General features: G+C 65.7%; 24 protein-coding genes. 8 read left to right on the plus strand and 16 right to left on the minus strand.

The features are described 5' to 3' along the window. The first annotated feature begins 47 nt into the window (after positions 1-47). On the plus strand, positions 48-1,010 hold the full coding sequence (locus tag RRU_RS07565) for a helix-turn-helix transcriptional regulator (protein ID WP_011389210.1): 963 nt from the start codon (positions 48-50) through the stop codon (positions 1,008-1,010). Between the two features lie 67 nt (positions 1,011-1,077). On the opposite strand, the gene RRU_RS07570 is transcribed toward RRU_RS07565, so the two are convergent. From RRU_RS07570 to RRU_RS07580, 3 genes are read right to left on the minus strand one after another with little or no spacing between them, the layout of a single operon-like run. Further along, positions 1,078-2,091, minus strand: coding sequence for a class I SAM-dependent methyltransferase (locus RRU_RS07570; RefSeq protein ID WP_011389211.1), 1,014 nt, complete (start codon positions 2,089-2,091; stop codon positions 1,078-1,080). Positions 2,092-2,105: 14 nt separating this feature from the next. Further along, positions 2,106-4,190 carry a TonB-dependent receptor gene (locus RRU_RS07575; protein WP_011389212.1) on the minus strand — a complete coding sequence of 695 codons (2,085 nt, stop codon included), beginning with the start codon at positions 4,188-4,190 and terminating at the stop codon, positions 2,106-2,108. Beyond that, positions 4,187-5,476: an MFS transporter gene (locus tag RRU_RS07580; protein ID WP_011389213.1), complete on the minus strand. Its 1,290-nt coding sequence runs from the start codon at positions 5,474-5,476 to the stop codon at positions 4,187-4,189. The genes RRU_RS07575 and RRU_RS07580 overlap by 4 nt, the downstream gene beginning before the upstream one ends. A 424-nt stretch (positions 5,477-5,900) precedes the next feature. Here RRU_RS07580 and RRU_RS07585 point away from each other — a divergent pair, with 424 nt between their 5' ends. Continuing rightward, positions 5,901-7,805, plus strand: coding sequence for an asparagine synthase family protein (locus RRU_RS07585; protein ID WP_011389214.1), 1,905 nt, complete (start codon positions 5,901-5,903; stop codon positions 7,803-7,805). Positions 7,806-7,919: 114 nt separating this feature from the next. On the opposite strand, the gene leuA is transcribed toward RRU_RS07585, so the two are convergent. Next, a complete protein-coding gene (gene leuA, locus RRU_RS07590) occupies positions 7,920-9,590 on the minus strand; it encodes a 2-isopropylmalate synthase (RefSeq protein WP_011389215.1) in 1,671 nt (556 codons plus the stop codon). A 317-nt stretch (positions 9,591-9,907) separates the two neighbouring features. On the opposite strand from leuA, the gene RRU_RS07595 reads away from it, so the two are divergent. Then, on the plus strand, positions 9,908-10,651 hold the full coding sequence (locus tag RRU_RS07595) for an AraC family transcriptional regulator (RefSeq protein ID WP_011389216.1): 744 nt from the start codon (positions 9,908-9,910) through the stop codon (positions 10,649-10,651). Position 10,652: 1 nt separating this feature from the next. Here RRU_RS07595 and RRU_RS07600 read toward each other — a convergent pair whose 3' ends face one another. The 3 genes from RRU_RS07600 to RRU_RS07610 are packed head-to-tail and all read right to left on the minus strand — an operon-like array spanning position 10,653 to position 12,698. Next, complete coding sequence (locus RRU_RS07600) at positions 10,653-11,495, minus strand: sulfotransferase domain-containing protein (protein WP_011389217.1); 843 nt, start codon at positions 11,493-11,495, stop codon at positions 10,653-10,655. Further along, positions 11,492-12,394 carry an HPr kinase gene (locus tag RRU_RS07605; protein WP_011389218.1) on the minus strand — a complete coding sequence of 301 codons (903 nt, stop codon included), beginning with the start codon at positions 12,392-12,394 and terminating at the stop codon, positions 11,492-11,494. The genes RRU_RS07600 and RRU_RS07605 overlap by 4 nt, the downstream gene beginning before the upstream one ends. Positions 12,395-12,419: 25 nt before the next feature. Next, positions 12,420-12,698, minus strand: coding sequence for a PqqD family protein (locus tag RRU_RS07610; protein WP_014626180.1), 279 nt, complete (start codon positions 12,696-12,698; stop codon positions 12,420-12,422). Between the two features lie 185 nt (positions 12,699-12,883). On the opposite strand from RRU_RS07610, the gene RRU_RS07615 reads away from it, so the two are divergent. Then, entirely contained in the window at positions 12,884-13,828 is a 945-nt protein-coding gene (locus tag RRU_RS07615) for a LysR family transcriptional regulator (protein ID WP_011389220.1), read from the plus strand. Between the two features lie 150 nt (positions 13,829-13,978). Here RRU_RS07615 and RRU_RS07620 read toward each other — a convergent pair whose 3' ends face one another. The 9 genes from RRU_RS07620 to RRU_RS07660 form a co-directional block, all read right to left on the minus strand. Continuing rightward, positions 13,979-15,187 (minus strand): acetate/propionate family kinase, encoded by a 1,209-nt coding sequence (locus tag RRU_RS07620; RefSeq protein WP_011389221.1) that lies wholly within the window; start codon positions 15,185-15,187, stop codon positions 13,979-13,981. A gap of 12 nt (positions 15,188-15,199) precedes the next feature. After that, positions 15,200-16,636, minus strand: a complete 1,437-nt coding sequence (locus RRU_RS07625) for a bifunctional enoyl-CoA hydratase/phosphate acetyltransferase (RefSeq protein ID WP_011389222.1) — start codon at positions 16,634-16,636, stop codon at positions 15,200-15,202. 111 nt (positions 16,637-16,747) lie between these two features. Then, entirely contained in the window at positions 16,748-17,923 is a 1,176-nt protein-coding gene (locus RRU_RS07630; protein ID WP_011389223.1) for an acetyl-CoA C-acetyltransferase, read from the minus strand. A 3-nt stretch (positions 17,924-17,926) separates the two neighbouring features. Then, positions 17,927-18,208: a hypothetical protein gene (locus tag RRU_RS07635; protein ID WP_011389224.1), complete on the minus strand. Its 282-nt coding sequence runs from the start codon at positions 18,206-18,208 to the stop codon at positions 17,927-17,929. Between the two features lie 73 nt (positions 18,209-18,281). Beyond that, complete coding sequence (locus tag RRU_RS07640) at positions 18,282-18,941, minus strand: 3-oxoacid CoA-transferase subunit B (protein WP_011389225.1); 660 nt, start codon at positions 18,939-18,941, stop codon at positions 18,282-18,284. Beyond that, positions 18,934-19,596 (minus strand): CoA transferase subunit A, encoded by a 663-nt coding sequence (locus RRU_RS07645; RefSeq protein ID WP_011389226.1) that lies wholly within the window; start codon positions 19,594-19,596, stop codon positions 18,934-18,936. Before RRU_RS07645 ends, RRU_RS07640 begins: the two co-directional genes overlap by 8 nt. A gap of 104 nt (positions 19,597-19,700) precedes the next feature. Next, entirely contained in the window at positions 19,701-20,015 is a 315-nt protein-coding gene (locus tag RRU_RS07650) for an AtuA-related protein (RefSeq protein WP_011389227.1), read from the minus strand. Positions 20,016-20,018: 3 nt separating this feature from the next. Continuing rightward, on the minus strand, positions 20,019-21,356 hold the full coding sequence (locus tag RRU_RS07655) for an acyclic terpene utilization AtuA family protein (RefSeq protein ID WP_011389228.1): 1,338 nt from the start codon (positions 21,354-21,356) through the stop codon (positions 20,019-20,021). Positions 21,357-21,414: 58 nt separating this feature from the next. Continuing rightward, the gene (locus tag RRU_RS07660; RefSeq protein WP_011389229.1) at positions 21,415-22,716 is read right to left on the minus strand and encodes a CitMHS family transporter; all 1,302 of its coding nucleotides are present in this window, start codon (positions 22,714-22,716) and stop codon (positions 21,415-21,417) included. A gap of 370 nt (positions 22,717-23,086) precedes the next feature. On the opposite strand from RRU_RS07660, the gene RRU_RS07665 reads away from it, so the two are divergent. The 4 genes from RRU_RS07665 (at position 23,087) to RRU_RS07680 (ending at position 26,618) form a co-directional block, all read left to right on the plus strand. Then, the gene (locus RRU_RS07665) at positions 23,087-23,437 is read left to right on the plus strand and encodes a zinc ribbon domain-containing protein YjdM (RefSeq protein ID WP_011389230.1); all 351 of its coding nucleotides are present in this window, start codon (positions 23,087-23,089) and stop codon (positions 23,435-23,437) included. A 233-nt stretch (positions 23,438-23,670) separates the two neighbouring features. Further along, the gene (locus RRU_RS07670) at positions 23,671-24,411 is read left to right on the plus strand and encodes a TylF/MycF/NovP-related O-methyltransferase (protein WP_011389231.1); all 741 of its coding nucleotides are present in this window, start codon (positions 23,671-23,673) and stop codon (positions 24,409-24,411) included. A 20-nt stretch (positions 24,412-24,431) separates the two neighbouring features. Next, entirely contained in the window at positions 24,432-25,400 is a 969-nt protein-coding gene (locus RRU_RS07675; protein WP_237703847.1) for an HPr kinase/phosphorylase, read from the plus strand. Positions 25,401-25,616: 216 nt separating this feature from the next. Next, on the plus strand, positions 25,617-26,618 hold the full coding sequence (locus RRU_RS07680) for a hypothetical protein (protein ID WP_014626182.1): 1,002 nt from the start codon (positions 25,617-25,619) through the stop codon (positions 26,616-26,618). The last annotated feature ends 41 nt before the right edge of the window (positions 26,619-26,659 follow it).

Below are 26,659 nucleotides of genomic sequence, written 5' to 3' on the forward strand. Positions count from 1 at the left end.
GCCGGTCCAGGCCGGTTGCGGGTTTTGGGAAAGGACGGGACGGGGATATGACGGACTTGCTTGGCAAGGGGCGATCGTCCCCCACCCCTCCTCTGAAGGTGGGGACGGCCGACTGGGATCACCTGCTGCCTTCGGGTGGCGGCTGGCGGGAGACCCAGATCCCCCTGGACGAGCCGGGACGGATGCGATTTCGCATCGGCTGGCTTGGGCCATCGATGACCGTGACGGAGAGCCAAGCCCGGCTTGGCCACGAGGTCACCGCGCGGATCGAGCAGCCGGGCGCGGTGAGCACCTTGTGCTTCGGCCGGGCGGGCAGCAGCCTGTTCGGCTTTGGGACGGACCGGCCGCGCCATGTGGTGCGGGCTGGCGATATCTGGCTTTTCCATGGTGACGACGCCGTGTTGACGCGGCAGACCCCGGCCCAGGATCAGGCCGTCATGGTGGCGCTGAAGATCCCCTCGGCGCGAATGGCCGAGGTACTGGAGGGATCGGTGCGGTCCGGGCGCGGAACGCGGGCGCTGCGCTTGGATCAAGAGGCGTTGTCGCGGTTTTCCCTGGCGCCGTTGTTGGACAATCCTTTGACCGGTCCTCTCGACCGGCTGATGGCCGAAAGCCACGCCCTCGCCCTGCTGGCGCGCTGTCTGGCTCCCCTGGCTGGCGGGATGGCGGATGAGCCGGTGGACGATAGCCGCCCCCTGGCCCGCGTGCTGGACCGTTTGATGGCGGATCTGGGCAATCCGCCCTCGCTTGAGGATCTCGCCCGCGACGCGGGGATGAGCCATGCCCGCCTCAACCGCTGTTTCCATCGGGCTTATGGCAAGACCGTTTTTGCCTGGCTGCGCGACCACCGTCTGGAGCGCGCGTGCCGGTATCTGCGCCAGGACGGCCATAGCATCACCGAAATAGCCTTCTTGTGTGGATTTAGCAGTTCCAGCCACTTCGCTGCAGCCTTCCGCCAGCGGTTTGGCTGCCGGCCGGCGGATTATCGGCTGGGCAAGGAAAGGGCGTAACGGCCCCGGAGCGGGCGACGGGAAAGAGGGGGGCTTTGTGGTCAAAGGCGCCTCCCCCCCTTGTCGCCTATGGCTTCCGCCTTCCGACCTCCAGGCGCAGGGGGCCGAACGGCGTTTCGACCGTGCGGCTCGTCACGTCGAGGAAACCGGCCCGCTCCAGGGCGCTGGTGATGCGGCCGGCGTCGAAGGAAAGATCCTGACCCCGCAGGGCCGTGGCGAGGCGCCCGACCACATGCGCCTCGGGGCGGGTGCGTTCGTCGGTCAAGCCCTCGTGAAAGCTGACGAAGATCCCCCCGGGCGCCAGGGCGTCGCGGATACGCGAGGCGAGGGCCTCAAGATCGCGCGCATAGTACAGGGTCATCGACGCCCAGATGATGTCGTATCCCTGACCCAGATCGGCGTCGTTGTAATCTCCGGCCCGCACCTCGATGCGCGCCGCAAGGCCGTCGTCGGCCAGGGTGGCGGCGATCCGCTCGGCCAGCGGCGGTAGATCGAAAACCGTCACCGCCAAATCCGCCCGCCGCGCGGCGAGGGTGCGCGCCAGGATGTCCGAGCCCGCCCCCAGGTCGAGGAAGCGCCGCGCGGTCGGCCACGCCGGCAAGGATTCCAGGCAGGCGACCATCACCGGAACGCCCAAGGCCCGATGAAAGGAGCGCAAACTGCCCCCCGCCCGGTCCCAGAACGCCGGGTCGCCCATGTCGAGCGGCGGCGGGACCGGCGCCGTCAGCAGGTCGGCCAGACTGGAGTGGCGCAACCAGGACAAACCGGCGAGCATCGGCCGCAGGGACAGCGGCCCGTCGCTGGCCAGATAGGTCGCGCCTTCGGCCGACAGGCCATAGCGGCCCGCGCGCTTGGTCAAGGCCCCCATGGCGCAGAGCCCATCGAGCACCAAAGCCAGACGCCGGGCGTCCAGGCCAAGATCGGCGGCCAGGGCCGCGGCCGAGGGGTGGGCGGAAAGACGGTCGAACACTCCCAAGGTCAATCCGAGATCGATGAGGTGCCATCGCAAGGGGGCTTGCAAAAGGTCGAACAACATGGCGGCGAAAGCGCCATCGGGGACGACCGGCTTGGAAGACGACATCCTGCGGGCCCCCCTTACCACGTCAGACGTAGGCGCAAGCCGACCTCGCGCGGCGCGCCATCCTCGACGATGGCGCCCAGCGGGGCGCTCACGGCGCGGGTGTAGACCGTTTCTCCGGTCAGGTTCTTGCTCCACAAGGCCACCTCAGCCCCCTTGAAGCGGTAGCCCACCTCGGCGTCGGCCAGGATGTAGGCGCCTTGCTTGAGGGTGTTCTGGCTGTCGAAATAGGAGGATCCGGCGCCGTTCAGGCTGGCCTGGGCGAACCACCCCGAGCCGGCGTCATAGCGCCCGCCCACCGACCAGGTGACGTCCGGCGCCATGGGCAGGGCCTTGCCCGAATAATCGACGGCGACCTGCCGTCCATTGCGCGACACCGTGGTGGAATACTCGGTGGCTTCGGCGCGCTGCAGACCCAGGGTGCCAAACAGGCTCCAGCGCGGCGTCAGGCGGGCGTCGAGCGAGCCTTCCAGGCCACTGACCTCGGCCTCGGCGGCATTGGAGAACTTTTGCGCGCCGCCGGGCTCCAGATCGAGGATCTGCTTGTCCGTGGTCCGGGTATGGAACAAGGCGAGACCGGCGGCGAGGCGGTCGTCCCACAGCCGCGCCTTCACCCCCGTCTCGGCGGTCCAACTGTATTCCGCATCGTAAGAGAGCGACGAGGCGCCGGTCGCCATGCTGTAATTATAGCCGCCGGGCAGATACCCCCGGGCCAGCGAGCCGTATACCATCACCTCGGGTGTCACGTCGTAGGCGAGGGAGAGTTTCGGCAGCACGGTCACGGTGTCGAGGGTGGCGTCGAAATCGGCGCGACGGCCGGCGCTGGTCAAAGCCATGTCGCCCTTTTGGCGTATCCATTCCACCCGCGTTCCGATGCCCAGGCGCAGGTCGTCCCACAGCCGCACCTCCCCCTGGCCAAATCCGGCGAGCCCCGTCTGGGTGATGGTCGTATCGCGCACCACGCGCGGGGTCTGGGCCTTGTAGGAGATGTCGCTCCACTGCCGGTAGGTGTGCAGGCCGCCCAGCCAGCGCCAGCGCCCCCCATCCTCGCGCGAGGCGAGCCGCAGTTCCTGGGACAGGGCGTTGTCCCAATGGTCAAGCTCGGTGGGCCGGGTGGCAAGCGGTCCGGTGTCGAGGTCCATCTGAAAGTCATGGTGGAAACTGGTCCAGCCGGTAATGCTGGTCAGATCCAGGGCGTCGAAGGCGTGATCGACGCGCAGGGACTGGATGGCCGAGGTTTTCTTGTCCCAGGCGTCGGTATTGTAGTTGGTGACATAGGGCCCGGTGGCATAGGGACCGGTGAGATAGCGCATGCGCTGTTTGCCCATGTCGACGCGGTCCACGACGCTTTTCAGGCTGAGGGTGGTCGCGTCACCCGCCTGGGCCCCCAGACCGCCGGAAAAGGTGAAACGGTCCAGGTCGCCCCCCTCGTCGCCATCATCAAAGCGGTTGTGATGCACGCCTTCGGTGCCCTGCGCCCGCACGGCCAGCGAGCCCGTCATGGTCTTGCCCATCGGCCCGGACATCCCGGCGGCTCCCGTGTACACCGGTTGCCAGCGATCGCCGGCATTGAGCAGGCTGGGGGTCAGGCTCGCCCAAGCCTCAGCGGTCGAAGCCGGTTCGGCGGTGATGATCCGCACGGCGCCGGCTTCGGTGTTGCGGCCAAACAGGCTGCCTTGCGGGCCCTTGAGAATCTCCATCCGCTCGATGTCGAACAGGGCCGGGGCCTGCGAGGCCCCCAGCGGCAGGGCCACGTCATTGACGAAAAAGCCGACCGGGTCTTGTAGGGCCGTGTTGGCGCTGGTCATGCCGCGCACGACGATGCGGGTCTGAACCGAGGAGTCCTCGATCTGAACATTGGGCGAGAGCTTGGGCAGGGCGCCGACACTGTCCCACAAGGGCGTTTCCAGACGATCGCGCGTGAGAACCTCGACGCTTCCCGGCACCGCCTGGGCGTCCTCGCGCCAGTGACGCGCCTCGACGATCAGGGACGGCAGGGTGAAGACCGGGTCTTCCGACACGGCCGGCTCTTCGGCCTGGGCCGGCAGGCCGAACAACAAAACGCCGAGGGCGGCGACGCGGGGAGAGCGGGCAAGGCTCATGATGCGGTCTCCTTCGAAGGCAAAGCCTCAGTATGGGCCGCCCGCCCCTGCGGGCGATCAGCGGGCGAACGGGCGAGAGCATCGGGCGAACACCCGCCGCGCGTCGCTCCCCAGGCCAAGACGCCCACCCCGAGCAAAAACCCGGTGGCCGCCCCATAGGGCGCCACGGGGGAGATCTGATGCAGGCCGGCGCCGAGCAGCGGACCCAAAGCCAGCCCGGCGCCCTGGGCCAGGGCGTTGATCCCCGCGACCCGGGCCTGGACCCCCGGTCCGCCGCGCAGGCTGAGCGCCGTGAGATTGCCGGGCAAGGTCAGGCCCAGTCCGGCGCCAAGGCCGGCCATCGCCACCCCCAGCACCGCCACCTGGGGGGCCGCCAGGGCGAGCAGCCCGGCAAGCAAGGCCACCACGCTGCCGACCCTGAGCAAGGTTCCGGGAGTGCGGGCGAGGCGGGGCACGATCAAGCCCTGGGCGGTGATCATGGCCAGCATGGTGAGCATCATCAGGCCGCCGGCCGTGCCGATCGAGGCTTCAAGGGACAGGCCGAAGCCATCTTGTAAACGCAGCACCGTCACCTGACCAATCAGGCTGTAAACCGCGAGTCCGCTGATGGTGATCCCCAGAAAGGGGGCGAGGGGACGCAGGCGGACCGCCCCCGATGTCTGGGGGAGAACGGCGCGGGGCGGTTCAGACAAGCCGCGCCAGACCAGGATCACCACCAGCGCCGCCACCCCGGAAAGCAGCCCCAGGGCCGGCATCCATCCGCGTCCGCCCAAGGCGAAGGCCAGTCCGGCGCCGGCGAGACCGCCCAGGCCGAAGGCCGCCCCCATCCCGCCCATTCCCCGGGCCCGGCCCTCCCGGCTGGTCACATCGGCCAGATAGGCCTGAGCCGCCGGCATAAGGCCACCGCCAAGGGCGGCCAGGACAAGGCGCAAGGCCAGGAGCATCGCGAAAGTCGCCGTGGCCGAGACCCCCAGCGACAGCCGGCCGTAAAGCAGAAGAGCCAGCAAGGCGGGAAAGGCCGCCGCCGCGGCCAGGGCGATCAGGATCACCCGGCGCCGTCCCCAGGTGTCCCCGATCATGCCCCAGAGCGGCGCCGACAGACTGAGAACCAGGGCCGAGAGACTGAGAATCAGCCCGATCCTCACATCCGCGATCCCCATCTGCCGCCCCAAGGCCGGCAGAACGATCAGGACGAAGGAGTGCCCCATCGCCTGGACGACGAGCCCGGCCATCAACAGGGTCACGCCGCGCCGAAGCGCCGGGGCGGACAAGGAGGGGAAGGCCATCGAGGAACGCTCCAGGATCAACTGCGGGAGCGTCCAGCCTATCGGTCTTGGTCCATCGCCGCTGTCAAACGCCGAACAGGTCGAAACAAGCGCCGCCGCCCGTTTTCTCCCCTACAGCGCCTTATGTGACGTTTGAGCGCTCTATGGTGGTTGGTCAAACGCCACTTATCGGCTATCTTCATTGGCCTAACCCGTGAGAGGCGATTTTTGGGAAAGAAGGATCGGAAAAGCAAATGGCGACCCGAGAGCAGAAACCCGAATCCACGGTGAAGGGAAACCCCGTAGCGGGCGTCCGCAAAAAGATCTGGACCCCGCCCGTTGTGCGGTCCCTTGATATCGTCGAGAAGACCAGGGGGGCGTCGGTCGGAAATATTGAAACCTTCTCCTTAAGCTAATCGCTCCTAAGTCCAGGTTTTTCAAAACGATGTGGGATATGGTGGGGGCGATCGAGGCGGCGGGCGATCAGAACCTGTCGCCGCGGCGTTTGGCCGCGATCGCGTCGCCCTTCGCCCGTGGCCCGGTGACCGCGCGGCGAAGCGGTTCCCTTGTCTTCGCCCTGGCCCCGGCGCGCTCGGGCCTGGAGCGCTTGGTCCCGCCGCTGAGTCACGGCGATGACGGGGCGATCACCCTGCTTGATGGCTGGTTGGCGGGCGAGGGCGACGGGGTCTCGTCTGGCGCGCGGATGGGGCGCGAGCCCGACGTGGCGCGGGCCCATCGCCTGTGGCGCCGCTGGGGTACCGCCGCCGCTCCCCACCTTCATGGCAGCTTCGCTTTGGCTCATTGCCCGCCCGCGAACGAGGCCGGCGGTGAGCGGGTGTGGTTGTGCCGGGATGGCGGATCGCACCGGCCGCTTTATTTCGTTCATCTGCCCGGGCGGTTGATCGCCTTTGCCACCCAGCCCAAAATGCTGTTGGCCCTGCCCGGGGTGCGCCGCGACCTCGACGAGGACATCATGCTGGCCGCGCTGGCCAATTACATGACCCTGCCCGCCGAGGCCATGCCCTATGCCGATCTCAGGCGGGTTCCCAGCGCCCATTGGGTTTGTCTAAGCGCCCAAGGCGTCGACATGGCGCCCTATTGGACGCCCCGCGATCGTCCGCCGCCGGCCGGCTTTTCCGATGATGACTATGTGGCGGCCGGGCGCGACTTGCTTGATCGGGTAGTGGGCGACTATGCCCGGGGGCCCGGTCCGGTCGCCGTGGCGCTGAGTGGTGGCCTTGATAGTCAGGCGATCGCCTCAAGCCTGTTGCTCCACACCTCCGGCCCGGTCCACGGCTATGCCCGCTTGCCGCCGACCGAGCACCAGACCCGGACGGGCCCGACCACCTTCGCCGACGAGCGGCCCGGGGTCGACAGTCTGGCGGCGCGTTATCCGCGGCTGGTGGTTCACGCCATCACCCGGCGTGGGGTCAAACCCGGCGACGCGGTGTTGCGCGAGACCCAGCGCGCCACCGCCCTATGGTCGCCGGCCTCGCTGTTCCAATGCTCGCAGATGGATGTCAATCTGGCCGCCAGCGCCGATGGCATGGCCTGCCTGCTGACCGGGATCGGCGGTAATCAAACCCTGAGTTGGCGCGGCGATGATCGCTTCGCCGCCCTGATCGCGTCCGGTCGGTGGCCGGGTCTGCTGTGGGAGATCGCCGCTTGTGGAGCGGTCAATGGGGCGTGGCGGTTGCGGCAAGTGATCGGCGCTCTGGCTCCCGAGCCGTTGCGGCGGCTGTTCGGACGATCGCGCAAGCCTTTCCATCGGGTCAGCTATGGCCGGTTCTTCACCCGCGAGGCCCTGGCCCGCCTGGATCAGGCGCCCCGGGACATAAATGGCGTAACCGATGCCATGGGCGTGCGGGAACTCCGGTTGTTCATGGTCGGCCTTGATTGCTTTTTCCTGGATGTCGATGCCCTGGATGCCCGGCGGCTGGGCCTGGAACGCGGCGATCCGCTGGCCGATCGGCGGATGGTCGATTTCTTTTTGTCGGTGCCGGCCGACCAATGTCTGCGCCATGGCCGGGACCGCTGGCTGGCCCGGCGCATCCTGGCCGATCGTTTGGCGCCCGAGGTGGTCTGGCAGCCGCGTTTTGGCGATCCTTTGGTCGATATCGGGCCGCGCGCCGAAGCGTGGCGTCCGGGGTTAAGTCTGGGGATCGAGCGCCTGCGCGGATCGCGGCTGGCGCGCCGCCTGCTTGATCTCGACCGCATGGCCGAAATCGCCGGGGCCGATTGGCCGGCCGATATCGCCGGCGATCGCCGATCCTTTGCCACCGTGGCCTCGCTGGCGGCGGCGGTGCAGACCGGCGGCTTTCTTCACATGATCGATGGCGCGAACGACTGATCGCCGGAGGCCCTGGGTTTTATGACCTGGGGGCGGTTGCGGGTGCTTTCGGGGATGCTGGTGTTGAGCGTTAGAGGGACGGCCGGGCCTTGAAAGCCCGGCCGCAAAACGAGGTCAGCCGTTGCTGGCGGCGCTGAGCACGGCCTTGACCGATGCCGTTGCGATATCATCGTCGATACCGACTCCGAAAATCGGGCGATCGTCTTGGGTTCGACATTCGAGATAGGCAACCGCCTGGGAATCCGAACCACGCTTCAAGGCATGTTCGTGAAAGTCGACCACATCCAGCGCGACGCCACAGCCGTCTTCCAATGCGGCGACAACGCTGGAAATCAGGCCGTTGCCACGACCGGAGAGGGCGATTTCGCGACCCTTATGACGGATGCGCCCGGCGAAGACGCGGTGGTTCCCGGCTTTGCGGGAGTTCCCATCCTGATAGCTGATGAGTTCGAACTCCTGCGGGCCCGTCAGGTGGTAAGCCTGCTGAAAGATCGACCAGATCATCGCGGCGGTGATCTCCTTGCCGCTTTTCTCGGAGAATTCCTGAACGCGACGGCTGAGATCCCTCTGAAGCGATCGTGGCAGTTTCAGGCCCTTGTCTTGTTCGATCACCCAGGCGACGCCCCCCTTGCCGGACTGGCTGTTGACGCGGATCACCGCTTCGTATGTCTCGCCGATGTCGGCCGGATCGACGGGCAAATAGGGCATCTCCCAAATGCCGTCGTTGCGCTGTCGATGAGCGGTGAACCCTTTGCGGATCGCATCTTGATGCGAGCCGGAGAAGGCCGTGTGCACCAGCTCGCCCGCATAGGGGTGACGTGGATGGACGGGCAGTCCGTTGCAATGCTCAACGGTCGTCACCACGTCGCGGATCGCCGGAAAAGAGAGCTTCGGATCGATCCCTTGCGAGTAGAAGTTCAAGGCCAAGGTCACCAGATCGACATTGCCCGTCCGCTCACCATTGCCAAACAGGCAGCCTTCGACACGATCCGCCCCAGCCAGCAAGGCCTGTTCAGCCGCGGCGACGGCGGTTCCCCGGTCGTTGTGCGGATGAATGCTGATCACCACCGCCTCGCGACGCGATATATTACGGCAAAACCATTCGATCTGGTCGGCATAGACGTTGGGCGTCGCCACTTCGACCGTCGCCGGCAGGTTGAGGATCGCCGGGCGCTCGGGCGTCGGCTGCCAGACATCAAGCACGCGCTCGCAAATCTCCAGCGCGAAATCGGGCTCGGTGAAGCAGAAGGTTTCCGGCGAGTATTCGAAGGTCCAATCGGTCTCGGGCCGCCTCAGGCTTTCCTCCAGCATCGCGCTGACACCGGTGATGGCAAGATCAACGATCTCATGGCGCTCCATGCCGAAGACGACACGGCGAAACAGCGGAGCCGTGGCGTTATAGAGATGAACGATTACCTGTCGCGCGCCCTCGAGAGATTCGAAGGTGCGAGCGATCAGGTCTTGGCGCGATGGGGTGAGGACCTGAATCGTCACGTCATCGGGTATCCGGTTTCCCCCAATCAGGGCGCGCACGAAGTCAAATTCGGTCTGGGAAGCCGACGGAAACGCAATCTCGATTTCTTTGAAACCGATGGCGAGCAGCATGGCGTAAAAACGCATCTTGCGCTCGACATCCATCGGATCGGAGAGCGCCTGATTGCCATCTCGCAGATCGGTAGACAGCCAGCGCGGGGCTTTCGTGAGCCGCTTGGACGGCCATTTGCGATCGTCGAGCTCAATGGGCGAAACGAAAGGGCGATATTTGATTTCAGGATTGGTCAACATGGGGTGATCCGTTGCCATTCAATGTGTGTGTCCGATTTGACACGGCCGACTACGGTCGCCGGGAAGCCGTCAGGCCCGACGACCGCCGGTAAGTCGCGGCGCGAAGGACAACACCGGGCGGCGAAGCGGGTGAGCCGCACACGCCCAGGCAACGGCTATGCCGCCGGCCGGGGAATGCGGCGCCTTGATGCGGTCAATGGGGCGGGTGCGAGCGGACACGGGACGAAAACTTCCTGCTGTTGAACGGCTTACCTTAGTCGGGGCAAGCGTGATACTCTAACGCTTATTGATCATTTTTCGTCGCGAAAGGATCAATTTTGAAGAGCGGTATAAGCATAACGGAAGAAATCGCAGTCATTACACATGACGAAAATCGTTATTCTGGACCGACGCACAGTCACGAAGAAGCCCAACTGCTCTATGCGGTGAGCGGGGTCGTATCGATCAAGACGGATAAGGGAACATGGGTTGTGCCGCCAAGCCGCGCCGTCTGGCTCCCGCCTAAGCTGGAGCATGAAACGACGAGCCGCGCGGGCGTTCAGTTCCGTTCGCTGCTGATTGACCCCAACGGAATTCAGGGTCTTCCTGACGCGTGCATGGTGGTGGAGATCACATCCCTCCTGCGGGAATTGATCCTGAAGCTCGCCGAGCTCGCCAAAACGCCAGGAAGCCGAGAGAGAACGGATGCCGTCGTCCGGCTGTTTCTGATGGAATTGTCGTTTCAGCCAGCCCAACCGCTAAATCTGCCAACACCGACGCACCCCGACTTGGCGCGGCTCTGTGCGAAGATGCGCGAGGATTTGGCGGAAGGTGTCTCCGTCGAGGACGCGGCCGCCATGCTCTATATGAGCCGCGCGACCTTTATGCGGTTTTTTAAGCGTGAAACCGGCATGAGTTTCGGTCACTGGCGACAGCAGGCGCGGATGCTCGACGCCTTGGTTTTGCTGGCAGATGGCCGAAGCATTCTCGATGTCGCCCTGGAATGCGGCTATAGCAGCCCGAGTGCTTTTTCCGCGATCTTTCGTCGATCTCTCGGGCGACCGCCAAGCGCCTATTTTTGAATTAGCGGCTTGGCGGAAGATAGCCAAAACGGCTCATCACCGCCCGATGATCATCCTCGATCCTTTGGCGTTGCGCCGGGCTTAGGGTGTCGCGCCAGCCGCCGGCCAGACCCCGGCGGAAGAACGCCCGCCCCGGCACGGCCTCGGTGAAGCCGTGGTCTTGTTCAGCCCGTCGCAAGACATCGAAAGCGCAAGACCGGGTCGCCGCGCGCAGGGCGGCGGCGGGGGCGGTCAGGCCGATATGGGCGCAGACCCCGGTGAGGGCCGCCAAGGGATCGTCGATCATGTCCTCATAACGCAAGACCAGGGGGGGCGGGTCGGCGTCTTCAAGCCAACTCAGCACATGCTGGCTCCAGGTGCCCAGCGGTTGCCGGTAGAGCACGCAATAGCGGTCGCCGGCCTCGGCCAGGGTGTGGTCGGCATCGGCCATCACCGCGATCGCCTCGTCGACCGTCACCGCCGTGTAATGGGCCAGAGACAGCGCGATATCGCGGGGATCGCGCAGAATATAAACCGCTCCGCAACTGGCCTCTGGTGGCAGGATCGGCTCGTTCCAGGCGGTTCGCCGCCAGCGTTCGTGGGTTTTATGAAAGGACGGGCCGGGGAGCAGCCCGGCGGCCTTGATATAAGTCCAGGGCCGCAGCCGGTCGATCTCCTCGGCGCTCAATTCGCCGCAATCCGCCCCCAACAGGCGACCCAAGGTATCGCGCGAGCGCAAAGGCAGTCCGGGCGTGATCGGACGGGACAGATCAACCGGCTCGCCGCCCTGCATCAAGGATTGCAGCATCAGCCGCATCCAGGTGTTGCCCGATTTCGGATAAGAGGCGAGCCAGACGAAGCTCATCGCGCCATCTCCGCGGTGAGCAGTTCCACCAGGGGGGCAAGCGTCATCCCATGCCAGGGGCGCGACAATTGGAACACCGGCACGCCGCCAACAAGCGTTGTCAGCAGGTCGAAACAGGCGGGGCGGGCGGCCAAGGCTCCGGCGAAGGTCCCCCCATGGAGTTGATCGTTCAAGGCGGCTAGGGCTTCGCGGGGGGCGATCTTGTCGATCCCGGCGGTCTTCGCCGTATAGGCCTGTTCGATCAGGATGATCGCCGCCAAGGGAACCGGTGCGGGGGCGAGGTGCCCGCCATAGGGCGCATGGCCCTTGTTCCAGCCCGGGCGGACGGCGGGAAGGGCCGCCGCTTCCAGGCCCAGGTGGGTGGCGCTGTCTTTCCACAGCTTGATGCGGCCAAAAGCGGGCGGGATGAGCAGCGTCCGAGGATCGATCAGCGTGACCTCATCGGCCAGCAATCCCCAGCCTTTGGCCATCAAGGCTGCCGCCAGGGTCGATTTGCCGACCCCGGCGGCCCCGGCTAGCACCACCGCCCGGCCATCGCGAACCACGCTGGCGGCGCGCAGGGCTGGTTGTCGGCGTTGGAGGGCGAGAAATCCCAGGCATTGACCAAAAAGAAAGGTGGCGATCTCGGCCTCGCCGGTTTGGGCGGTGGCATCAACGGTGATCCGCGCCCCGCCCTCGATCAGAAACCCCAAACCCGGATTGATGCGCAGAACGATGGCGCCCTCGGCGAAGACGCCGACCAAGGGGCTTTCGAACAGAAGGGGCGGGGACGGCGGGGAAAAGGCCGCGTGACGGATCGTGATATCGACCGGGCGATCCTCGCCGATCCACGGCGGCGCGAAAGTCGAGGGGCGATCGATGCGCACCCGCCAGCCGCAGAGCGCGTAATCGCCGGTCATCGATCCGGCCCGGGGGCGGGGAGGCTCATGGCCTGATCTCGATCAGGCGCTTTTCCAGAAGGCTCTCAAGGAAACGCAGCAGATCGGCATCGATCGCCGTCCGATCGCCCTCGTAAAGCTCCATAAGGCGGTCGCCGAGGGTGGACACCTGGATCGGTTGGCCTAACAGGCGCCAAACTTCGGTACCGACCCCATCAAGGGTGAAGTATTGGCCGCTTTCAATGTCCATCATCACCATTTCATCATCGATTTCCCGGGCCATCAGGCCGGGACGGATGGCAATGCGGCTGGCGAGGGTGATCATGAAGGCGAAATCCTTGGAATGGTCTGGCCTGCGCTCCATCCTTATCGTTTGGGTTGAGCGATGTCTATCTCTTCCCGCAGTGACGGGACTCGATCATCGCGGACAGCGGGGGGGCGGGCCGGGTATGATGGGGGCGATCGGTTAGGCCCGATCCCGCCGTTCCCGCCCCGTCAAGGACGCTTCCCGTGGTTCCGAGTTTCCGGCAAATCCGCGCCTTCCTCGCCGTCGCCCGGCATCTGAAGTTCACCCGGGCGGCCGAGGAGTTGAACGTCTCGCAGCCGACCCTGACCGTGCAGATCAACCAGATGGAAGAGGCCCTGTCGGTCAAGCTGTTCGACCGCAACAAGCGTCAGGTCTCGCTGACGCCGGCGGGGCGCAACCTGATCCCGCTGCTTGAACGGGTTTTGGCCGATATGGACGAGGTGATGCTGGCCAGCAGCGATCTGGCGCTCGCCCGCCGGGGAACGGTGCGGGTCGCCGCTCTGCCCTCGGTCTCCGCCCGCCTGTTGCCCGTCGCCATGGTCCGCTTCAAGAAAAGCCATCCCGGCATCGTCGTGCGGGTGCGCGATGTGGTCGGCGAGGACATCGTCGCCCTGGTCAAGGCCGAAGAGGTGGATTTCGGCGTGGGAATCCGCCTGACCCCCGACCGCGACATCAAGGTCGAGGATTTCGTCTCGGATTCGATCTGCGCCTTCTTTCCCAATGGTCATCCTTTGGAAACGGGCCCCAGCATTCTGACCATGGCCGATTGCGTGGCCTATCCGTTGATCCTGACCGGACGCAACAGTAGTGTTCGCGTTTTGTTCGAGCGATCGATGGCGCGCGAGGGGGTGGAGGTGCAGGTGGCGGCCGAAGCCAACTACATGTCGACGGCCCTGGGCATGGTGCGGGCCGGCCTGGGGGTGGCGGTGCTTCCCGCCTCGGCGGTCGATTCCGGCAATGCCATCGGCCTCGGCTTCAAGGTCATCGATGCCCCCTGGCTCAGCCGCCGGGTGGGTATCGTGCGCAAATCCGGTCGCTCGCTGCCCCCCGTCGCCGAGTTGTTCATCGATGCCCTGCACGAGGTGGCCGCCGGCCGCCCCGATGCCAATTTCACCTCTGCCCGCCGGCCGGAAACCCGCCGGGGGTAAGGCGTTCGGGCGCTGTCTCCCCGCGCCGGGAGAGGGCTTATTTAGAGCGGTGAGCGTGATATCTGGTCTCCGCTCACCGCTCCAAGGTCTTGATCGTCCAGCAAATCGTCGCCGCACTCTGGTTCAGAGCGCTCGGGGGGGATCTACTCTCTAAGCGACGTTTTTCAGGGCGACCAGATCGGCGGTGTGACGGGCGATCATGTATTCCTCGTTGGTTGGCACCACCAGCACCGGCAGCGAGCCGGGCTGCGAGATCAGGCCATCGGCGCGGGCGTTGGCGGTGGCGTCCAGGGTGATGCCCAGCCAAGCCAGCCGCTCGCAGATGCGGGCGCGCACCGGCTCGGAATGCTCGCCGATCCCCGCGGTGAAGACCAGGGCATCGATGCCGCCCATTGAGGCGGCGAGGGCGGCGATTTCCTTGGCGACCCGGAAGCAGAACAAATCGACGGCTTCGGCGGCATCGGGAGAGTCGCTTTCAAGCAGCACCCGCATGTCATTGGACAGCCCCGAAACCCCAAGCAATCCCGAACGCTGATAAAGCAGGTGTTCCAGCTCGTCGGCGCCCATGCCTAGTTCGCGGATCAGATAGATCAGCACGCCCGGATCGATGCTGCCCGAGCGCGTGCCCATCGGCACGCCTTCCAGCGCCGAAAAGCCCATGGTGGTATCAACGCTTTCGCCGCGATGCAGCGCGCAAAGACTGGAGCCATTGCCGAGATGGGCGACGACGATCCGCCCCTCGGCGATTTCGGGGGCGATGCTGGGCATGTGGCGGGCGATGTATTCATAGGATAGCCCGTGGAAGCCATAGCGATGAAGGCCGCGATCGGTCAACTCGCGCGGCAGGGCGTAGCTGCGCGCCCGGCGGGGCTGGGAATGGTGGAAGGCGGTGTCGAAACAGGCGATCTGCGGCAGGTCGTGGAAGGTTTCGGCCAGAACCCGGATCGCCGAAACGTTCTGCGGTTGGTGCAACGGCGCCAGGGGAATCAGGGATTCCAGATCAAGGATCACCTGGGGCGTGACCTGAACCGGATGAACGAAGCGGCGCCCGCCGTGAACCACCCGGTGGCCGGCCGCCGCCAGGGGCGTATCGGGCAGGCGGTCGGTGATCCAGACGATCAGGCTTTGCAGCAAGGGGGCGATGGCGCCCGTATCGCGCTCGGCCCAGCTTTCCTTGGCCAGGGTTTCGCCCTTGGCGCCCTTGACCGAAAACTGGGCATCGGTGCCGATGCCGGTCAGTTGCCCGGTGAGGATCATCGTCAAGACATCATCGCTGGTCTTTTCAAAAACCGAGAACTTGATGCTCGACGAGCCGCTGTTGAGAACGAGGAACGCCTGCTTGGGGGAGGGGGGAAACATGGGCGGGTCTCCTTACTCGGCGGCGAGAACGGTGGAACGAGGCCGTGACGCGGCATCGATCAGAACGGCGAGGGCGCAGGAGGCGAGACGGGCCGCCAGATTGTCGGCGCGGCTGGTCAGCATCACCGGCGCGCTGGTGCCAAGCACGATGCCGGCGGCATCGGCATGGGCGAGGAAGGACAACTGCTTGGCCAGCATGTTGCCGGACTCGAGATCGGGCACGAGCAGGATATCGGCCTGACCGGCGACCTCGGAGACGATGCCCTTGGTCTTCGCCGCCTCGGCGGAAATGGCGTTGTCGAAAGCCAGAGGGCCATCGAGCAATCCCCCCCGGATCTGGCCGCGCTGGGCCATCTTGCACAGGGCCGCGGCATCGACGGTCGAGGAGATCTTGGGATTGATGGTCTCGACCGCCGAGAGGATCGCCACCTTGGGCGTTTCGACACCCAGGATGCGGGCGAGATCGATGGCGTTCTGAACGATGTGGACCTTGTCTTCCAGCGAGGGCGCGATGTTGACCACCGCATCGGTGATCAGCAGCGGTTTGGGGTACGTCGGCACGGTCATCAGAAAGACATGGCTGATCCGCCCCGCCGTGCGCAGGCCGCCATCGCGCTTGACCACGGCGGCCATCAACTCGTCGGTATGCAGCGCGCCCTTCATCACCGCTCGCGCCTCGCCGGCGCGGACCAGGGCGACGCCGGTCGCCGCCGCCGCCGCTCCGTTGGCGGCTTCGACAAGACGGAAGGCCGAGATGTCCAGGCCCAGCGCCTTGGCGGTGGCGGCGATCAGCAACGAAGGGCCGACGAGGATCGGCTCGATCAATCCCCGCTGCGCCGCTTCCACCGCCCCTTGCAGGGCCGGGCCGTCACAGGGATGGATCACCGCCGTCGGCAGGGCGGGCAAGCCGGCGCAGCGCGCCAGCAGGGCGGCTTGTCGGTCGTGACGGATCATCTGCAGCCCGGGCAGGGCCTGGGCGGCGACCGAGGCGTGGGTGGCCGGGGCGATCACCTCGGCCGTGCCCGAGACGACGGTGACGCCGTTCTGATTGGTGCACAGGCACTCGAAAACCACGGTCTTGCGCTCGGTGCGCTTCTCGCGAACGGTTACGCTGGCGGTGATCGTATCGCCCAAGGTGACGGGCGCGCGGAAGCGCAGGTCCTGGGCCAGATAGACGGTCCCCGGTCCGGGCAACCGGGTGCCCAGAACCCCCGAGATCAACGACGCCGACCACATGCCGTGACCGATGGCCTTGGGAAACAGCGTCGTTCCCGCCGGTGGATCGGCGAAATGCGAGGGATCGATATTGCCCGAGACGGTGGCGAACAGATCGAGATCGGCCTGGGTCAAGGTTCGCGACAGACTGGCCGACTGACCGGGGGTCAGATCATCGAAGGTCAGGCTGGTCAGCGTTGAAGGTGAGGAGTCATCAGGCGAAACCGTCGTCATAAACATCACCTTTTGGTTGAGGAAAAGGGCAAAAAAATAGCCTTGCGCTCCGTCGTCGCCAGGACGGCGGAGCGGGTGGGAGGGAAAACGAAAGAGACGGCGAACGGGGGCTTAGGGCCGTTCGACGCAGAGCGCGATGCCCATGCCGCCGCCGATGCACAGCGTCGCCAGGGCCTTTTTCGCGTCACGCCGGGTCATTTCATGGAGCAGGCTGACCAGGATGCGCGCGCCCGAGGCGCCGATGGGATGGCCGATGGCGATGGCGCCGCCATTGACGTTGACCTTCGCGGTATCCCAGCCCATCTCGCGGTTGACGGCGATCGCCTGGGCGGCGAAAGCCTCGTTGGCCTCGATCAGATCCAGGTCGTCGATGGTCCAGCCGGCCTTGGCCAGGGCCTTGCGCGAGGCCGGGATCGGCCCGGTGCCCATCACGGCGGGATCGACGCCGGCGGTGGCCCAGGATACGACGCGGGCAAGCGGCGTCACCCCGCGTTTGGCGGCGTTTTCGGCGCTCATCAGCAAAACCCCGGCGGCGCCGTCGTTAAGCCCCGAGGCGTTGCCGGCGGTGACCGTGCCATCCTTGGTGAAGGCCGGGCGCAGTTTGGCCAGGCTCTGGGCGGTGGTATCGGGCTTCAGGTGCTCATCGCTGTCGACCAGGACCTCGCCCTTGCGGCTGCGCACGCAGACCGCAACGATCTCGTCGACGAAGCGTCCCTCGCGCTGGGCGGCGGCGGCTTTTTGCTGCGAGGCGAGGGCGAAGGCGTCCTGGGTGGCGCGGTCGATGCCGAAGGCCTGGGCGACGGTTTCGGCGGTGATGCCCATGTGATAGCCGTGGAAGGCCTCCCACAGGCCGTCCTTGATCATGGTGTCGACCATTTCGGCCGGCCCCATTTTCACCCCGGCGCGCAGCAAGACGGCGTGGGGGGCGAGGCTCATCGATTCCTGCCCGCCGGCGATCACCACCTCGGCATCGCCGCAGGCGATGGCCTGGGCGCCAAGGGCGACGGCGCGCAGCCCCGAACCGCAGACCTGATTGATCGTCAAGGCGGTGCTTGACGCCGGCAGTCCGGCGGCGATGGCGGCTTGGCGGGCCGGGTTCTGGCCCTGGGCGGCGGTCAGGACCTGACCAAGCAGCACGTCGTCGATCTCGCCGGCGGCGATCTTGCCGCGCGTGAGCAGGTCGGTGATGACGCTGGCGCCCAGGCTATGGGCGGGAAGGCTGGACAAAGACCCGGTGAAGGCGCCGACGGCGGTGCGCGCGGCGGCGGCGATGACGATGTCGTTCATGGTTCAGACCGCCTTGGCCAGGGTTTGTGAAATCGCTTCGCTTTCCCCGCAGACCGTGCCGACGACGGAGACCACGAGGCCGGTCGAGCGGGCGCTGAGCCGGGAGATTTCGTTGAAGGCACAGATGCGGCCGCGATCGACGCGCAGGAAGCTTTCGGCGGCCTTGATCGCCAGGGCTTCGCTTTCCCGGGCGCTCAAGGGGGGGACGCTATGCTGAACGGCGATCGACACCTTCAAGGTCACGGGGATCTCGATCACCAGGGCGTCATTGGCGGGAATGGGCATGAAAAAACTCCGGTCCTGTCTTTAAGCGCAAGGCGCCGTTAGGGCGCGTAAGCAAGGCGCCCTTTGGGGCGCGTTAAGCGGCAAGAATGGGCATCTCGCGAAGATCCTCGGCGATCAGCAAGTTGGCCTCGGTGGCTTCGATCACCTGGTCGACCGAAACGCCGGGGGCGACTTCGCGCAGCAGCAGGCCCTTGGCGGTGGGCTCGATCACGGCGAGCTCCGTCACCACCAGATCGACCCGACGAACCGAGGTCAGCGGCAGGGTGCAGGTCTTGACGATCTTGGGCGCGCCCTTGGCCGTATGGGTCATGGCGACGATGACGCGCTTGGCGCCCGAGACCAGATCCATCGCCCCCCCCATGCCCGGCACCATCTTGCCCGGCACCATCCAGTTGGCGAGCAGGCCGCGCTCGTCGATCTGCAGGCCGCCGAGCACGGTGACATCAAGATGTCCGCCGCGGATCAACCCGAAGGAAAAGGCCGAATCAAAAGCGCAGGCGCCGGGCAGAACACCGATCGGACTGCCGCCGGCATCGGTCAGATCGTCATCGGCGAAACCGATATCGGGCAGCGGGCTCATGCCGACGATGCCGTTCTCCGACTGGAAGAACACCTCGACGCCCGGGGTCAGATAGGAGGCGACCAGGGTTGGCAGGCCGATGCCGAGATTGGCGAGATCCCCGGGCCGCAGTTCCAGGGCGACGCGCTTGGCGATAAGGGTCTTGTCATCCATGGGACCGCTCCTTGGCGATAAGGACATCGACCAGAACATGCGGGGTCGCCACCGCGTCGGGTTCGATGGCGCCGATGGGCACGAAGTCCTCGGCCTCGGCGATGACCGTTTCCGCCGCCATCGCCATCAGGGGATTGAAGTTCCGCGAGGTCATCGCATAGCGCAGATTGCCCCGGTAATCGGCGGCCTTGGCGTTGATCAGGGCGAAATCGGCGCGCAGCGGCAGGGCGATCAGATAGGATTTTCCGGCCAGCTCGATGGTTTGCATGCCCTCGGCGGCCAGGGTTCCGACCCCGGTGGGCGTGATCACGCCGCCCAGGCCGAAGCCACCGGCGCGGATCTGTTCGGCCAGGGTGCCCTGGGGAATCAACGCCACCTCGATCGTCCCGGCGATCATCAGTTTCTGGGTTTGCGGATTGGTGCCGATATGGCTGGCGATCACCTTGCTGACCAGCCCGGCGTCGATCAGCTTGCCGATGCCGACGGTGGGGCGGGCGGTGTCATTGGCGATGACCGTCAGGTCGCGTTTTCCCTGGCGGACCAGTTCATCCATAAGCCGGTGCGGTGTGCCCGCGCCCATGAAACCGCCAATCATCAGCACCGCTCCATCGGGAATGCGGGCGACGGCTTTCTCCAGGGGGGTGATTTTCGACATGGTCGAAATCCTTCGAAAGGAGGGGGACGGGGGTCCGGAAAGTCCGGGGCACGCTGGGGGGAGAGGAAAGGACGCCCCCTCGCTCTCCGAACCCCCGAAGGCGCTTAGGCGGGGGTGTCGGGGATATCCAGATCAAGCAGGGCCGATGCCAGGCATTTGCCATGGGCATCAAGGGCCAGCGATTTGGTCACACCGCCGCCGAGCGCTTTGTGCATGACGAAGTTGAGGGCGCCGAGGCTGGGGATCTCGTAGCGGATCACCTCGCCATGGACGATGCCGGTGAAATGGGCCTTCACCCGTTCCGAGGTCACCTGGGCGGCGAGGAGGGGGTAATCCTTGGGGTCATAGGCGATGACCGAGATGTTGGAGATGTCGCCTTTGTCCCCGGTGCGCGAATGGGCGATGTCGAAGAGTTTCATGGATCAGACCTCCAGATAGGCGACGACGGGGGTCGCCTGGGCGCGGGGTAACAGGGCGGAGAGCATGGCGACGACCTGCTTGGCCGATTTGGTGGCGCCGCCACCACTGGCCGGGCCGTTGGTGTAGAGGGTCTCGACCTCATTGCCGATGCGCACCGCCTCCTTGAGGGTCTCGGTGCGGCCGACGACGCGCACGCGCACTTCCGTCGGTTCGGGAACGGGCGCCAGCACCTCGCCGTGGATGGAATTGACCCCGATCAGGTCGAAGCGCAGCTCGCTGGTCTGAACACCGGTCAGCGCCAGACGCTCCTTGACGATCTCCAGGGCCAATCGACCGCGCGCCAGGGCGCCGCGACCGGCGTAGGAGATCTGGCCCTCGCCCATGTAGCCATCGACATAGCCGACCGACACTTTGAGGGTTTCGGGGCGGGCGCGCCCGGTGGCCCCTTCGACGCGCACCCGATCGGGGGCGATCTCGGTGACGCGCAGGGCCGAGAAATCGGCGGTCACATCGGGGGTCAGGTAGGTTTTGGGGTCGTGGACTTCATAAAGAAGCTGTTCCTTGCAGGTGTCGACCGTCACCCGGCCGCCCGATCCCGCGACCTTGGTGATAACGGCGCCGCCATCCTCGCCGACTTCGGCGATGGGGAAGCCCAGGCGGGCGAGATCGGCGACGTCCTTCTTGCCCGGTTCGGCGAAATAGCCGCCGGTCACCTGACCGCCGCATTCCAGCAGATGGCCGACCACCGTGCCCTTGCCCAGGCGGTCCCAATCGTCAAGGGCCCAGCCGAATTCGAAGATCTGCGGGGCGAGAAACAGCGAGGGATCGGCGACGCGGCCGGTGATGACCACATCGGCGCCATTGGCCAGGGCCTCGACGATCGGGGCGGCGCCCAGATAGGCGTTGGCCGAGACCAGCACATTGGACATGCCCGAGGCGCGCTCGCCGGTTTCCGAGATGGTCACGTCGCCGGTCTTGAGCACGTCGAGAACGTCATCGCCCGAGACCGCCGCGACCTTGAGGGACTTGAGGCCAAGGCTGCCGGCGATCTCGCGCACCTTGGCGGCGGCGGCCTGGGGGTTGGCGGCCCCCATGTTGGTGATGATCTTGACGCCCTTTTGCTTGCACAGCGTCAGAACGGCCTGCATGCGCTCGGCCAGCAGCGGATCATAGCCCTTGGTCGGGTCGTTCAGCTTGGCCTGCTGGGCGATGGCGATGGTGCGTTCGGCCAGACATTCGAAGACCAGATAACCGATATCGCCTTTTTCAACCAGTTCAACGGCGGGTTCGATGCGATCACCGGAATAGCCGGCGCCGGAACCGATGCGGATGGTTTTCATAAAAGGTACTCCTGGGTCTTGTCGGCTTAAGAAAGGTGGGGAAGGCGCAGGCCAATCCTTAGAAGGGGAAAACCCCGATCAGCGCCGCCGTGACGGTCATCAGAACCGTGGCCGCGAACAGGTAGGGGATGGCGAACTTCTGATGCTCGCCCAGCGAGATGCCGCAGAGGCCGACCACCAGGAAGGTGGCGGGGGTCAGCGGGCTGACCGGGAACCCGGTGGTCATCTGGCCAAGGATCGACGCCTGGGCGATCTCGATGGGGGCGCCACCGAAGCTCTGGTAGACGTGGGCGATCACCGGCATGACGCCGAAGTAATAGGAGTCCGGGTCGAACAGCATGCTGAGCGGCATCGAGGCGATACCGACGGCAAACGGCATGTGGCTGGCGAATTCGGCGGGAACGAAGCCGGCGGCCGAGGTGGCCATGGCGGTCAGCATGCCGGTGCCGCGCATGATGCCGGTGAAGGCGCCGGCGGCGAACAGGATGCTGGCCATCATCAAGGCGGCCTTGGCGTGGGCGTCGACGCGGGCCTTCTGGTCCTTGACCCCGGGGTAGTTGAGGATCAGGGCGAGAACGGTGCCGATCATGAACATGACCGAGGCATCGACGACGCCCGAGATCATGGTGCCAAGGATCACGGCGGTCAGGGCGATATTGGCCCAGAACAGATGGGGGCGACGGACCTTTTCCTCTTCGGCGCTGAGGACACGGGCGTGGATATCCGCGCTCTCACCCTTGGCGCCGGTCAGGCCAAGGCGCTTTTCTTCACGCTTGCCAAGGACATAGGCGACACTGAAGACGAAGACCAAGCCGACCAGCTGGACAAACACCAGCGGGCTGAAAATATCGGTGACCGGAACCTTGAGCGCGGCGGAGGCGCGCAGGACCGGGCCGGTCCACGGCAGGAAGTTGACGCCGGCGGCCAGGGACACCACCAGGGCGAGGATGCGCTTGTCCATGCCAAGGCGATCAAACAGCGGCAGCATCGCCGGAATGGTGACCAGGAAGGTCACGGCGCCCGAACCGTCAAGGTGGATGATCAGGGCGAGCAGCGCCGATCCCATGACGATGCGCGTCGGCCGCAAGCCGACGAAGCGCAAGATGCGATCGATGATCGGGTCCATCATCCCGGCGTCGGTGACGATGCCGAAGAAGACGATGGCGAAGACGAACATCGCCGCCACCGGGGCGATGTCCTTGATGCCCGAGACGATGAATTTGGTCGTCTCGACCCCGAAGCCGCCGATCAGCGAAGCGGCCACGGGAATGATGATCAAGGCGACCAGGGGGGAAAGCTTGTTGGTCATGATGGCTACGAGAAGCGCAAGAATCGTAGCCAGTCCGAGAAGTGCTAACATTGGCGACCTCACCTGAAGGATCCCACTCGCCCAGCTTATCGCAGGTGCTGATCTGGGATTCGTTATCGTCCACCATGAAAAGCGTTAGGCAAAGTGGAAGCGCCGCGACACGATAGGCTGTCATCGTCTGAAAGCGGCTGGCGCCATTTTCTTGGGAAGCGCTTCCGTGACTTCAGTCTGTGGAACGAACACAGGCAGAGTGTCGGAAAAATTCACATTAATAAAATGAATTTGTATAAACACAGTTATTATAAAATCATATAACTGGACTCGTTTTCCCCTTTTCCTCGACCGGTTTGGTGGTCTTGCGGGCTGTCGAACGGCCATCCCCTTGTGGTAGAAGACCGGCTTTCCAAGAACGAGGACGATGATGGACGACGGATTGAAATGCCCCGCTTGCGGGTCCGAACACGCCTATCACGACGGCACGCTGTGGATTTGCCCGGAATGCGCCCATGAATGGAACCCCGAGGCGGCGGCCGGCGACGCTGCGGCGCCGGCCGAGGGCGTGCGCGACGCCTTTGGCAACCCTTTGGCCGATGGCGATTCGGTCAGTGTCATCAAGGATCTGAAGGTCAAGGGATCCTCGCTGGTCGTCAAGGGGGGCACCAAGGTCAAGAACATCCGTCTGACCGATGCCGCCGATGGGCATAACATCGCCTGCAAGATCGATGGCATTGGCGCGATGAACCTGAAATCCGAGTTCGTGAAGAAGGCCTGACCCGGTTTTTCAAGACCTGTCCGCGGCGATCCGATCCCCTTTGGCAAGGGTGCCGCGGAGAGGGCTTTTAGGCGGACGCCAAGGCGCGTAAGCTTAAGACGGTATGGCACGCTAGCCCCCGATCGCGGAGCGGGATAATCTCAAGTCTCTTCGGAGCGGCGGAGGCGTGGAAAGCCGGCAGTGCCCTTTCCGCGCAAAGCTTTTAGCGCCTCGTTCATCGGCAAGGGGTCCCCATGAGGATCAGGCGTTGGCTAAGGCGGCAGGCTGAAAAACTGACCCGGTGTCAAATCACCCATCTCGGTCCGGTCGACTTTCCTTTGCGCGAAGGGCGGCCGACCGATGTCAACAATGTTGAGATCCTGGGTGACCGGGTCTTTCGCGCCGCCCTTGACGCCTGCCTTGATTGGACCTGCCTCGACACCCCGCGGTTGGCCACGTTGTGGCAATTGTCGCGCTCTTCCAATCCGGCGGGGGCGATCGCCGAGATCGGAACCTTCCGGGGGGGAGCCGCCCTGCTGCTGGGGCTGGCCAATCCCGGGCGACCGTTGTTCGTCTGCGATACCTTCGCCGGTTTCGCCGGCCAGCCGATCGACCCGAGGCGGGACCGGCTGTTCAACCATGACCAGTTTCACGAGACATCGGCCAAGGCCGTCGACGTCCTGCTCGGTCGCCATCTGACGGATTACACCCTTGTCGAAGGGGTCTTCCCCGACAGCGATTCGCAAGGACGGGTGAAGGATCTGTCGTTTGTTCATCTCGATGTCGATATCTATGACGCGACCCGGCGGTGTCTGAAGGCGGTGCTGCCGCGTTGCTTGCCCCGCGCCCTGATCGTTATTGATGATTATCGGCGGGGCTGTGCCGGGGTGGATGAGGCCGTCGCCGAGGTTCTGGCTGACGACGCCCCCGACTGGCTGACCTTGCCGCTTTATCCCGGCCAAGCTCTGCTCATCGGGCGAGGCTGGTTCCCGTGACCCGAAGCCGCCGAGGCGCCTTGGCCAGGTCCTCGGAGGGCGGTCCGTTCCCGACCGCCGATCCGGTCGCCGATCGGGCGCTCTGCGGCTGGCGGGTGCGTTCGGTGATCGATTTGCCCGAACTGCCCTTGTGGACCCGGGACGACCGGCTTCCCGACGTCACCATCGCCTTCGGACGGGTGACGCCGGTCGAGAGCGCCTCGCCCGGCATGAACTGGCATGTCGTCGGGGAGGGGAGGTTTCGCTTCACGGTGGCCTCGGTCGGCAGCTATCGCATCAGCCGGGGGCGGGTGATCACCATCGATCCGCAGGCCGGGGTGGTGGCCTCGGCGGTGCGTCAATATCTGCTGGGCACGGCCTTTGGCGTTCTCTGCCACCAGCGTGGTCTGCTGCCGCTCCATGCCAGCTGCGTGGCCATCAACGGCCGGGCGGTGGCGATCGCCGGGGCCTCGGGGGCGGGAAAATCAAGCTTGGCGGCGGCGCTGGTCCGCCTGGGCTATCCCTTGCTTGGCGATGACGTCTGCGTGATCGATGCCTCGGAAATCAATGCCCCGCACGTCCTGCCGGCGATCCCCCGCCTTAAGCTCTGGCGCGACGTTCTGGACACCTTTGGTCTGATCGTCGATCCGGCGGCGCGGATTCTCGAGGGAATCGATAAATATCAGGCCCAGGCCCTGGCCGATCGACCGCCGCCGCCGCCGCCCCAGGTCCCTTTGCCCTTGGGCGTGGTCTATTACCTCGATCAGGCCGAAAGCCCCGATGACGAGGGCTTCCATGCGATTCGCGGCGCGGAACGGGCGGCAGCCCTGGCCGGAGCCGTTTATCGCCGCAAGATGGGGCTGGCCATGGGCCTGCTGCCGCAGATTTTCACCGCGACGATGACGGTTGGCGCCCTGGTGCCCGGGCATCGTTTGTTGCGCCATGGCGACCTGTCGGGGCTCGACGCCCTGGCCCGCAGCGTCGCCGCCCGCCAGGAGGGCCGGGGATGAGCCCGGGAATTTACGGCCCCTGGCAAGCGTTCCTGGCGACGATGACAGTCTTCACCGTTTCGTTTTACGTATCGCTCTTCAGCAGGGAAGACAAAGCGCTTGGGCTGAGATATAAGCGATCGAGGGTAGGTCGTTATTAATCAAAGGAGGTCCCTTATGGCGGTTGCTATGGTTGGCAGGGCGTTTGTAGGGGCTTTCCTTCTTTTAGGGGGGGGAGTGGTCGGGCTTGACGCGGTCGCCCAGACCCCCGCCCGCACCCCGGCGGCCGTTTCGGCGCCTTTGCCGCCGGCTTTGGCGGCGGCGGTGGCTTCGGGCAATAGCGCCGCCGTTACCCAGGCGATCGCCACGCTGTCCGCCGGCAATCCGGCCCGCGCCGCCCAACTGGCCGATCTTACGGTAAGCGCCGCAGCCAATTTATTGACGACCAACCCCCAGGGCGCCGTGCGCGTCGCCGCCGCCGCCGTTAGCGCCGTGCGGGCGAGCAATGGCGTCCAAAGCGCTCCGGCGACCACCGAATCGGTTCTGGTCAAGGCGGCGCGCATCTTCGTTTCGCCGGCGGCGGTGGCCGCCCAGCCCGAGGAAACCGCCCGGCTCGCCGTCAGCACCGTCAGCTTGGCCGGCGGTCTGGCCAATTCGGCGGTCGGCGCGACGATCGCCCAGCAGGCGGTCGGCGTCGCCGCTCAGATTTTGAGATCCAATCCGGCTTTGGCGATCGAGATCGCCGGGGCGGCGGTCACGGTGATCGGTCAGCCCGGCATCCAAAGCGGCGCGCCGGCCCAGGCGCTCTCTGTGGCGGCGGCGGCGGCCAGGATCGCCGTCGCGCCCGAAGTCATCGCCGTCTCCCCGCGACTGGCCGGTGAGACGGCGGTTTCCGTCACCCGGGTCGTCAGCAATCCCGTGGTCTATGCCGCCAATCCGGCGGCGGCGATCGGCGCCATGGACAATGCCTATAACACGGTGATCAGCCCCTCGGTCCAAGCCGCCGTCCCCTCCGCCCGGGCGAACGTCGTTTCAACCCTGAATGCCGCCGGGGCCTCGGGGAGCTTGCAACTCACCAACCCGGCCAACGGACCGCAGATCGCCGAGATCCTCTATCAAGGGGGCGATGTGCCGAGCTTCGATCCCGATCTCGGCCCGCAGGGACGCGACTTCGGCCAGACCCGGCCGGTCGTGACCATCACCGAGGAAAACCCGCTGCTGCGTGGCAGCGCGAACTGAGGATGGGCCTGCCGCCCAGGCGCGCCGCTGATGGCGAGAGC

This window comes from Rhodospirillum rubrum ATCC 11170 (genome assembly GCF_000013085.1).
GTDB lineage: Bacteria > Pseudomonadota > Alphaproteobacteria > Rhodospirillales > Rhodospirillaceae > Rhodospirillum > Rhodospirillum rubrum.